The organism is Terriglobales bacterium, from assembly GCA_035561515.1.
In the GTDB taxonomy this organism is placed as follows: Bacteria; Acidobacteriota; Terriglobia; order Terriglobales; family Acidobacteriaceae; genus DATMXP01.
Window position 1 is genome coordinate 151,171 of record DATMXP010000014.1, and the last position, 11,219, is coordinate 162,389.

9 protein-coding genes are annotated in these 11,219 nt (G+C 57.6%); 8 read left to right on the plus strand and 1 reads right to left on the minus strand.

Annotated features, from left to right (window positions below):
• Positions 1-4 precede the first annotated feature (4 nt).
• The 6 genes from VN577_05790 to VN577_05815 all read left to right on the plus strand — a co-directional run bounded on the left by VN577_05790 (position 5) and on the right by VN577_05815 (position 7,311).
• A complete protein-coding gene (locus VN577_05790; GenBank protein HWR14317.1) occupies positions 5-310 on the plus strand; it encodes a cytochrome C oxidase subunit IV family protein in 306 nt (101 codons plus the stop codon).
• A gap of 104 nt (positions 311-414) precedes the next feature.
• Positions 415-1,509, plus strand: coding sequence for an enolase C-terminal domain-like protein (locus VN577_05795; GenBank protein ID HWR14318.1), 1,095 nt, complete (start codon positions 415-417; stop codon positions 1,507-1,509).
• Between the two features lie 11 nt (positions 1,510-1,520).
• Positions 1,521-4,634, plus strand: coding sequence for an FAD-linked oxidase C-terminal domain-containing protein (locus VN577_05800; GenBank protein HWR14319.1), 3,114 nt, complete (start codon positions 1,521-1,523; stop codon positions 4,632-4,634).
• Positions 4,635-4,761: 127 nt separating this feature from the next.
• A complete protein-coding gene (nrfH, locus tag VN577_05805; protein ID HWR14320.1) occupies positions 4,762-5,295 on the plus strand; it encodes a cytochrome c nitrite reductase small subunit in 534 nt (177 codons plus the stop codon).
• Positions 5,282-6,718 (plus strand): ammonia-forming cytochrome c nitrite reductase subunit c552, encoded by a 1,437-nt coding sequence (locus VN577_05810; protein ID HWR14321.1) that lies wholly within the window; start codon positions 5,282-5,284, stop codon positions 6,716-6,718. The genes nrfH and VN577_05810 overlap by 14 nt, the downstream gene beginning before the upstream one ends.
• A 164-nt stretch (positions 6,719-6,882) precedes the next feature.
• Positions 6,883-7,311, plus strand: coding sequence for a cytochrome c (locus VN577_05815; GenBank protein HWR14322.1), 429 nt, complete (start codon positions 6,883-6,885; stop codon positions 7,309-7,311).
• A 52-nt stretch (positions 7,312-7,363) separates the two neighbouring features.
• Here VN577_05815 and VN577_05820 read toward each other — a convergent pair whose 3' ends face one another.
• Positions 7,364-7,831, minus strand: coding sequence for a GNAT family N-acetyltransferase (locus tag VN577_05820; protein ID HWR14323.1), 468 nt, complete (start codon positions 7,829-7,831; stop codon positions 7,364-7,366).
• 73 nt (positions 7,832-7,904) lie between these two features.
• On the opposite strand from VN577_05820, the gene VN577_05825 reads away from it, so the two are divergent.
• A complete protein-coding gene (locus tag VN577_05825) occupies positions 7,905-9,446 on the plus strand; it encodes a hypothetical protein (GenBank protein ID HWR14324.1) in 1,542 nt (513 codons plus the stop codon).
• Positions 9,443-11,050 carry an NAD(P)/FAD-dependent oxidoreductase gene (locus VN577_05830; GenBank protein ID HWR14325.1) on the plus strand — a complete coding sequence of 536 codons (1,608 nt, stop codon included), beginning with the start codon at positions 9,443-9,445 and terminating at the stop codon, positions 11,048-11,050. Before VN577_05825 ends, VN577_05830 begins: the two co-directional genes overlap by 4 nt.
• Positions 11,051-11,219: the final 169 nt, after the last annotated feature.

Sequence of the window (11,219 nt, forward strand, 5' to 3'; positions counted from 1 at the left end):
GAGAATGTCGGAACACATTTCAAGCACCCGCAGTTACTGGATAGTATTCGCCGCCCTTATGGGCCTGATGATCCTGACGGCAATCCTGTCGCGCGTCCCCATGCCCGGCGAGTTGAATACCCTGATCGCGCTCACCATCGGCGCGATCAAGGCCACATTGGTGCTCATGTTCTTCATGCACCTGAAGTATGAGAGCTACAAGCTCAGTGCCGTGGTGTTCGTCGCAGGATTCTTCTGGCTGCTCATCTTCTTTGGGCTTATCCTCACCGACTACTTCGGACGCAACGTGCTCGGCGTGCCTGGCCACTAACGAGAACTGCTCTGCGGAGGCGCGGCTTCGGCTGCGCCTTTTCGCTTCTCCTTCACTTATCAAGACACCCTCTCGCCCTCGCTGGCATCCCACTTATCAGGACAGTGGCTGCTTCAATTCCCATCACAAGCATCGAAGTTTCCGTCTTCACTGTTCCAACCAGTTCGCCTGAATCCGATGGCACCTACGAATGGAACAGCACCACGATGGTTCTTGTGCACGCTCATGCCGGACAAGAAACCGGTATCGGCTACACCTACGCTGACGAATCCACCGCTGTCCTGATCCGCACCAGACTTGCAGAGATCGTTCGTGGCTCCGACGCTCTCGACGTCACCTCCGCCTGGCAAAAGATGGTTCACTCCATCCGCAACCTCGGACGCCCCGGTATCGCTTCCATGGCCATCTCCGCCGTCGACACCGCACTCTGGGATCTGAAAGCTAAGCTGCTCGAGTTACCGCTCGTCAAACTTTTGGGACAGCTCCGCGACTCGATTCCGATCTACGGGAGCGGCGGTTTCACCTCCTACTCCGACCAGCAACTCCACGAGCAACTCAGCCGCTGGGTCGCCTCTGGCATTCCTCGCGTAAAGATGAAGATTGGCCGTGATCCAGACGCTGACCGACACCGCGTCGTCGTCGCCCGACGCGCCATCGGCCCTGCAGCGGAACTCTTCGTCGACGCCAATGGTGCCTACCAGCGCAAGCAGGCTCTCGATCAGGCAATCGACTTCGCCGACCATGGCGTGACCTGGTTCGAGGAACCCGTTTCTTCCGATGACCTCGGAGGTCTTCATTTCATCCGCAATCACGCACCTGCCCCTATGGAGATCGCCGCCGGAGAATACGGATACGACCTCGACTACTTCCGTCGCATGCTCGAAACCAGGGCCGTCGACGTCCTTCAAGCCGACGCTACTCGTTGTTCCGGTTTCACCGGATTCCTCCAGGTCGCAACCCTTTGCGAAGCGCATCACCTTCCGCTTTCCGCTCACTGCGCTCCCGCTTTGCACACGCACATTGCCTGTGCAGCTCCATCCATGCGACACGTTGAGTACTTCCACGATCACGTGCGGATCGAAAGCATGTTCTTCGACGGCGTCCCTCAACCAGTACACGGCGCACTATTTCCCGATTTGTCTCGTCCCGGCATCGGACTTGAACTGAAACGCGCCGATGCCGAGCGCTTTGCCCCCTGAAAGGAAAATCGATGTCGGCCAACGAACTTCGTATCCTCAACAACCCGACAGCCTTTCGGGAACCCAACTGGCGCAAGCCTGACGTCGATGCCGATGCTCTGGAATCCGCACTACGCAAGCACGTCCACGGTGAGGTCCGTTTCGACCGCGGCTCCCGCGGCCTCTATGCTCTCGACGGCTCAAACTACCAGCAGACTCCCATCGGCGTCGTCATCCCCCGAACAGTCGAAGACGCCGTGGCTGCCATCAACACCGCCCGCGAGTTTGGCGCGCCCATCCTCTCCCGCACCGGCGGAACCAGCCTCGCCGGGCAGTGCTGTAACTATGCCGTCGTCGTCGACTGGACAAAGTACGTCAACCGCATCACCGAAGTGCATCCTGAGGAAGCTTGGGCATGGTGTGAGCCCGGCGTCATCCGCGATCAACTCGCTGACGCAGTCTGCGACCACAAACTCACCTATGGCCCCGACCCATCCACCCACACCCACTGCTGCATCGGCGGCATGATCGGCAACAACTCCTGCGGAGCCCATGCACAGTTCGGCGGCAAAGCCGTCGACAACCTTGAGGAGATGGAAGTCCTGCTCTACGACGGCACGCGCATGAACGTCGGATGGATGGACAATGAGCAACTCAGCGCGAAGATCGCCGCCGGCGGACGCGAAGGCGAAATCTACGTCGCGATTAAATCATTGCGCGACCGCTACGCCGGCCTGATTCGAAGTAACTACCCCAAGATTCCGCGTCGCGTTTCCGGCTATAACCTCGACAACCTGCTTCCCGACGAGCATGGTCGGTTCAACATCGGCCGCGCTCTCGTCGGCAGCGAAGGAACGCTCGCGACCATCCTTCGCGCGAAGGTGAAACTCGTCTACAACCATCCGCAGCGCGTTCTGCTGATGCTCGGCTACCCCGATGTCTACCACGCCGCCGACCACATCATGGAAGTTCTCGAATCAAATCCGATCGCGCTCGAAGGGATCGACGACGTGCTCGTCTCCAACGTCAGAACCAAGGGCGGCCCGCATTCGAAATACATCTCCATGCTTCCCGAAGGCAACGGCTGGCTCATGCTCGAGTACGGCTGCGACACGATCGAAGAGGCCACCGAGCAGGCACAACGCCTGATGGATCGCCTGAAGTCCAAGTCTGACGCGCCTACGATGAAGCTCTTCACCGAGAAGGCCGACGAGGAGAAGATCTGGCGACTCCGTGAATCCGGACTTGGTGCCACCGCCTTTGTTCCCGGCGAGCCCATCACGTGGGAAGGTTGGGAAGATTCCGCCGTCGCCCCCGAGCGTGTCGGCGAATACCTTCGGGACCTTCGTGCGCTCTACAACAAGTACGAATACAAGTCCGCCATGTACGGCCACTTCGGGATGGGGTGCATTCACTGCCGCGTCAGTTTCGATCTCTTCACGAAACCTGGGATCGAGAAGTACATGCGCTTTCTCGATGAAGTGACCACCATGATCACTTCGAAGTACAACGGATCGCTCTCCGGCGAACACGGCGACGGACAATCGAAGGCGCTCTTCCTCGATAAGATGTTCGGCCCCGAACTGATCGAGGCATTCCGCGAGTTCAAAGGCATCTGGGACCCCGACTGGAAAATGAACCCCGGCAAGGTCGTCGATCCATATCGTCCCGACGAGAATCTCCGCCTTGGCCCGAGCTACAAGCCATGGCAGCCCAAGACGCATTTCCAATTCCCCAACGACAACGGTCAGATGTCTCACGCAACGTTGCGGTGCGTCGGTGTCGGTTCGTGCCGGCGGCTTGCGGGCGAAGAGGGCAACGACACCATGTGTGCCAGTTTCATGGTCACGCGCGAGGAAATGCACTCCACTCGCGGTCGCGCCCACCTGCTCTGGGAAATGCTGAAGAACGGTCCCGACGGGCCCGGTTTGCAAAAAAAAGCCTGGCGCGACGAACACGTCAAGGAAGCGCTCGACCTATGTCTTGCCTGCAAGGGATGCAAAGGCGATTGCCCGGTCAACGTCGATATCGCAACGTACAAAGCTGAGTTCCTCTCCCACTACTGGGAAGGGCGCATTCGGCCGCGTCATGCATTCGCTTTTGGCTTCATCGACCAATGGTCTCGTCTGGCATCCGTCGCGCCCAGTTTCGTAAATCTGTTTACGCAATTGCCCGGCCTCAGCGTCGCGGCCAAGTTCGCAGCCGGGATGCCGCAGCAGCGCCAGATTCCTGCTTTCGCGCCGTACACGTTCAAATCTTGGTTCCGTCAGAACGCACCACGAACCAGCAACGGACACAAAGTCATCCTTTGGGCCGACACCTTTAACAACTACTTTTTCCCCGAAACCGCGCAGGCCGCCGCCGAAGTTCTCACTGCCGCCGGATGCGACGTTCATGTCCCCATGCAGCATCTCTGCTGCGGCCGTCCGCTCTACGATTACGGCTTTCTCGACACTGCGAAACGATACCTGCGCAAGATCATGCATACGCTGCGTGAAGACATCGAAAACGGAACGCCGATCGTCGTGCTTGAGCCCAGTTGCGCGAGCGTTTTCCGTGACGAACTGCACGAATTGATGCCCAACGATCTGGTGGCCAAAAAGCTTCGCTCTAACGTCAAGCTACTTGGAGAATTTCTCGACACTCACACCAGCTTCCATCCGCCGAAGCTCCGTCGCAAGGCCATCGTTCACGGGCACTGCCATCACAAAGCCATCATGCGGATGGACGCCGAACAAAAGCTGCTCAGCCGTATGGCCCTCGACGTTAACGAGCTTGCCTCCGGCTGCTGCGGCATGGCCGGATCGTTTGGATATGAGAAAGACAAATACGACGTATCCATTGCGGTCGGTGAGCGAGTCCTCCTGCCGGCGGTCCGCAAGGCCGAAGTCTCAACCTTGGTAATCGCCGACGGGTTTAGTTGTCGTGAGCAGGTTCAGCAGCAGACCTCTCGCCACGCGCTGCATCCTGCCGAAGTCCTCAAACTTGCGCTCGACAACGGCGAACGCGGAACCAGAACTGCCTATCCCGAAGACGAATTCGTCGTTCCGCGAGTAGCGGCGCAGAAGCGCGGCATGCTGCGCGCTGGGCTCGTCGCCGCTTCGGCCGTTGCTGTCACCGCCTGGCTGCTAATCCGGCGTAAATAGTCGCTGCATCTCCAGGCTGAGTTCCTGTGCAATCATTCAAGGACTTCTGGTACATTAGTCCCCGCTGGGTACTGGGGTGGAGTTGGCTTAGCAGTAGTAGAGCAGCAGTCGTTTTCCGAAACTGAGAATGAACCACCGCGCTCTCACCACTACGCTCGCAGTGCTCATCGGCGTCGCCGTCGGACTGGGTCTGTACACGTTCGTGTACGCGCGTGGCTACTCCTACATGCTCAACGACCCCGCTGCATGTACCAACTGCCACGTAATGCAGGAGTATTACGACGCTTGGCAGAAGTCCAGCCACCGGCAGGTCGCCAAGTGCAACGACTGTCATACACCGCATAACTTCTTCGGAAAGTACGCCGTAAAGGCCGAGAACGGTTTCAATCATTCCTGGCGCTTCACCACAGGAATGTTCCCCGACAATATCGAGATCCGTCCCAGCGACGCCAAGGTGACCGAAGGCACGTGTCGCTCATGCCACGAAGAGATCACCACCGCAATTATCGGCGCCCACGATGAAGGCATGTCGTGTATCAAGTGTCATTACAATGTCGGGCATTCGGCGTCGTCCTTCGTCATGGGCATGAGCGACGAAGTCAGTCCACCCGAATCCGAAGCTGCAAAGACTCGTACGGAGATTCCTCATGGCAAACGATAATCCCGCCGGAAACGGACGCCGGCAGCGCAAACTTACCATTACTGTCTTCGTACTCGCCGTGATCGCCACCGTTGCCGTCGCCGCGCTGCTCATCAACATCTTCGAGCACAAACAGGAAGCCAAGAACCCGTTCTTCCGCGTCGTCGAACTCACGGAGACCACTGAAGACCCGGCGATCTGGGGTAAAAACTTCCCGTTACAGTACGACCTCTATCTCCGCACGGTCGACCAGAAGCGCACCCGCTATGGTGGCAGCGAAGCTCTCCCGCATTCCCCGACCGAAGGGGACCCGCGCGAGATCGTCACCGCTTCCAAGATTGAAGCCGATCCACGCCTCAAGACCATGTGGGCCGGATACGCTTTCTCGAAGGACTATCGTGAGAAGCGTGGCCACGCGTACATGCTTACCGACCAGATGTTTACCGAGCGGCAGAAGGTCGCAAAGCAGCCCGGCACATGCCTGAATTGCCATGCCTCTATGTGGGTGGCCTACAACCAACTTGGCAACGGCGACATTTTCAAGGGATTTGACGCCATCAATCACATGCCTTATTTCGAGGCGCGCAAGCATGTGACGAGGGCCATCGCGTGCATCGACTGCCATGACCCCAAGACAATGCAGTTGCGTGTTACCCGGCCAGCCTTTATCGAAGGCATTCGCGCGCTGAAGGCATCGCAGGGGATCCAGAATTTCGACGTAAACAAAGACGCCACGCGCCAGGAGATGCGCGCCTACGTCTGCGGACAATGCCATGTCGAGTACTACTTCAAAGGCCCCGAGAAGCGCTTGACCTTCCCCTGGGCAAAGGGCCTGAAACTCGAGAACATCGTTTCCTATTACGAAGAACAAAAGTTTACAGATTGGACTCACGGCGAAACCGGCACCCCGGCTCTAAAAGCGCAGCATCCCGAGTTCGAAACCTGGAGCCAGGGTATTCACGCGCGCTCCGGTGTTACCTGCGCTGATTGCCACATGCCGTATTTGCGAGAGGGCGGGTTAAAGATCAGCGACCATAACGTCCACAGTCCGGTGCTTCAGATCAACCGCTCCTGCCAGACATGTCATCGCTGGCCTGAACAGGAGATCAAGAGCCGAGTGGAAGAAATCCAGACTCGCTTCTTCGACACCCGCAACGTCGCTCTCGATGCACTCATGGACCTGATCGCCGATATCAAGGCAGCCAAGGACGCGGGCGCTACCGACGCGCAACTCGCCGAAGCACGCGGCTACCATCGCAAAGCACAGTTCTATATTGACTTCCTTGTCTCTGAGAACTCGATGGGCTTCCACGCTTCCCAATACTCAATCAAGTCGCTCGCCGAAGCGATCGACTACTGCCGCAAAGGACAGAACTCCCTTCGGCAATTGCGCAACGTGAAAACCGCCTCCGCGGCAGTTGCCGCAACCATGGCGGGAAAGTAGGCGATTGTCATCATTGTTGACTCACTTGGTTCAAGCCAGTAGTACCGCTACAACGCCCAAGAAAGAACGTTGTCACAAACGGGTGTGATTCAGTCGCTACTGCCTCCGGAAAGAACGGCTCCACAGTGAATGCAGGCACCTGAGCTGTGTTCCGGAGGTGATGCATGCGCAAACTCTTACTCGTTGTCATGTTGGTTTGTGTCGCTGTGGCGCTCATTGCGCAAACTGGCGACAAGCCTAAGGTCCAGATTGTTCCGGCGAAACATACGTCCGCTGCATCAGGGCAGGAGATGTACAAAACCTATTGCGCCTCTTGTCATGGGGTCGACGGCAAGGGAAGCGGGCCAGCATCCTCCGCGATGAAAGAACCGGTACCGGATATCACCCGAATGCAAAGACAGAACAACGGTAAATATCCGGAAGCACGAGTCATCGAGAGCATCCGTGGTGATCGCACCATTGCGGCGCACGGCTCGAAAGATATGCCCGTCTGGGGCGCTATCCTTTCGCAGGTAAGCCGCCGGGACGAAGCTGAGCTCCAGTTGCGCTATCGCAACCTGGCTGACCACATTGCATCTTTGCAGGAAAAGTAACCACAGGAAGGGCGCGGCGAGCGTCGCGCCCTTTATTTAAAGTCATTTAAAGTTATTTAAAGTCCAATCGCATTTCGTTCGTTGGTTTGAAGCCGAGCTTTTCGTAGAGGATCCTGCCTTCATCACTGGCGTGCAGGCTCACGCTGGCGAATCCATTTTCGCGGCACCAGTGGATCGCCTCCTCCATCAGCGCCCGCGCGATCCCTTGCCTGCGGTACTCACGCTCAACGTAAACGTTCAGGATCATCGCCCTTCGCGGTTGCGGCTGATGCAACTGCCCCGGCCACGGACTGATGACGATACCGGCGCCACCTATCACTTCGCCGGCTTCATTCATCGCGAGAAATCCCCGGTACGATCCGTCGGCGACGGCGGAGTTGAAGTACTCGCGGCCCGAGATCATTACCAGGTCAAGGGCCTTTTCGTCCCGCCGACCCATGTCCCACCACATGAGCCGCCGATGCCGCAAGAGCGTCGGTATGTCCTCGGGAGTTGCTGTGCGAATGGTGAAATGTCCCATGCACTCTGGATTATCGGAAAGGTTCTCGGGTCGCTAACTTTTGTAAGTTGCACGGTATAATCCGGCAAACACAATGTCCTCGGCCTCTACATCGACTCTCGCGCCCGCGGGCGTGAAGGTCCCTGATTCACCATTTCCGTGCATAAAATCGACGGGAAGATTCCTGTCGGCCAACTGGCTGCGCGTGGTTTTGCTCTCAGCCGTCGTGCTGGTGCCGTGCTTCTGGCACAAACGGATCCAAGCCACCGATTTGGGAAGTCACGTTTACAATGCCTGGCTCGCGACACTGATCCAACGCGGCGAAGCTCCCGGCCTCTATATAGTGCCGCAGACCAGCAACGTCCTGTTCGACGTGCTGCTGAACAAGCTGTTCATTCTCGGACCTCTCGCCGCAGAGAAGGTCGCTGTATCGCTCGCTGTACTCATATTCTTCTGGGGTGGTTTTGCCTTCTGCTCAGCAGCCGCCCGACGTCCAGCCTGGGGCATTTCACCGCTGCTTGCCATGGTTTGTTACGGGTTCATGTTCAACATGGGCTTCATGAACCTATATCTGTCCGTCGGACTGTCACTGTTTGCACTGGCAATCCTCTGGTGCGGGCGTCGTTGGGACATAGCCCTCATTGCGCCCCTCTTTATGCTGATCTGGTTTGGCCACTTGCTGGGAACCGCAGGCTTGCTTTGCATCGGCGGCGTGTTGGTATTGATGCGCGTTCTCCCGGCAAGATGGCATGTCCCGCTCACGGCGATGATCCTGCTCGGTTATCTCGGAGCGCGCTGGTTCGTTCAGAAGAACTACTTCGTGCTTCCGCCGGAGACTGAACTCTACTGGATGCTCGGCGCCGATCAACTTGTGGTCTACGACGTGCCCTATGCGTGGCTGGCAAGCGGCGTGATGGCCCTGAGCTTTGCCGCAATTGCGCTCGCTCTGGTGCGGAAGAAGGCGCAGGCCTGGACTGAGAGCTCGGTCTGGATACTGGTTTATGCGGTGGTGGCGATCGCGGTTTTCCTGGCTCCGGGTGGAATCTACCATCCGAAGCTCCAGATGATGGGGTATTTGCCGGATCGCGCATCCTTATATTCCGCGGTATTACTGTGCTGTGTCCTGGCCTCGCTGAAACTGCGGAAGTGGCAGGTTGCAGGGTTCGGAGCGCTGGCTGCGGTATTCTTCGGGATGCTGTACATCGATGGCCACGAACTAGACAGGCGCGAGACGCAATTGCGTGCGCTGGCGGCAACTTTGCAGCCCCGTCAACGTGTGATCGCGACCATGTTCCAGAAACCGGGATCGCGCATCCACGAACAGCACCTGATGGACCGAGCCTGTGTTGGGCACTGTTTCCTGGTGAGCAACTACGAGGTGGCGTCGGGACAGTTTCGCATCAAGGGAGATCCGTGGAACCGCATCGTTGCCACGGAACGCAGGGTTGCGAGGGCGATGGAGATAGGGATGTATCCAGTAAGAGAGGAAGACCTGCCGCTCACACAGATCTACGCGTGCGGACCAGGGTTCCAGCAATTCTGTACTCATGAGTTGCGAGCCGGCGAACAGAATGGCCAAGTCGTGATTGACGAGTGGGAGAAGTACGGAAAGCCCAAGCAAGCAGGGACAAATTGAAGCCTAAGACAGCCATCATTATCGGGGCGGGTCCTGCGGGGCTCACTGCCGCCTACGAACTGCTCAAGCGGACGGACATACATCCGATCGTGCTCGAGATGAGCACGTACATGGGCGGCATCTCGCGGACGGTCGATTACAAGGGCAATCGCATGGACATCGGCGGTCATCGCTTCTTCTCCAAGAGCGACCGCGTGATGAACTGGTGGCTGCAGCACATTCCGGTCGGAACCGAAGCACAGGGAAACGTTCGACTTACTTACCAGCAGCAGACGCGCGAACTCGCGGTGCCGAAGACCAATGGCAATATACTCTCGGAACAGCATCGGGTGATGCTGGTTCGTCCGCGCAAGTCGCGCATCTATTTCCTGCGGCAGTTCTTCGACTACCCAATCAAGCTCTCGGCTGACACGCTCGGCAAGCTGGGCATCACGCGTACGGTAAAGATCGGTTTCAGCTACATGCGAAGCGTCCTGTTCCCGATCAAGAAGGTCGAGAACCTGGAGCAGTTCTTCATCAACCGTTTCGGACGCCAGTTGTACAAGACGTTCTTCCAGTCGTACACGGAGAAGGTCTGGGGTGTTCCGTGCGACAAGATCAGCGCCGCTTGGGGCGAGCAGCGGATTAAGGGCCTGTCGATCCGCAAGACGATCAGCCATTTCCTCGCGCAGAGGGTCAAGTCGAAGAACGGCCACTTCTCGCAGAAAGGAACCGAGACGTCGTTGATCGAGCAGTTTCTGTATCCGAAGTTCGGTCCGGGACAGATGTGGGAGGAAGTCGCGCGCAAGGTCCGCGCGATGGGCGGCGAAATCATCACGGAATTCCAGGTGAAGGAACTCGGCGTCGAGGACGGCAAGATCACGAGCGCAAGCGGAATCGCTGCGGACGGAAGCTCGCGTACGTTCGAAGGCGATTACTTCTTCTCGACAATGCCGATCCAGGAACTGGTTTCGGCGCTGAAGACCGAAGTTCCAAAGGACGCGCGCTACATCAGCGACAATCTGCAATATCGCGATTTCATCACGGTCGGTTTGCTGCTCGACGAACTGAAGGTCCGCGAAGACAACGAGCGCACGAAAAAATTGATCAGCGACAACTGGATTTACATCCAGGAGCCGGATGTACTGGCCGGGCGGTTGCAGATTTTCAACAACTGGAGTCCCCACATGGTGGCCGACCTGAACAAGGTCTGGCTTGGCGTGGAGTACTTCTGCTACGAGAACGACGACTTGTGGCGGAAGCCGGACGAGGAGATGACGCGCTTCGCCGTCGAGGAACTGGCGAAAATCGACATCCTGGAGCCACAATATGTGCGCGACGCTACGGTGGTCCGTATGCCGAAAACCTATCCGGCGTACTTTGGAGTGTACGAGCGCTTCGAAGAACTGCGCCGGTACCTGGATACGTTCGAGAACCTTTTCCTGGTGGGCCGCAACGGCATGCACAAGTACAACAACCAGGACCACTCGATGCTGACGGCGATGACGGCCGTGGACAACATCCTCGCGGGCCAAATCGACAAGACCAACATCTGGGCCGTCAACACCGAAGAGGAGTACCACGAACAGAAGGGTACGGCGGCAGCTACGACAGCCGGCAAGTGAGCGGGCGATCCAAAACGGCCAAAAATCGGGGTCCCCCCACCCCCCTCCCGGATTTGAAAACAAACCACTTACACGACAGACTATGAAAACAAAGGACTTATAAGTTGCTGATTCTACAGCTACTTACAACATCAATTTGATAACAAAGGACTTAGCTGCGAGGCACAAG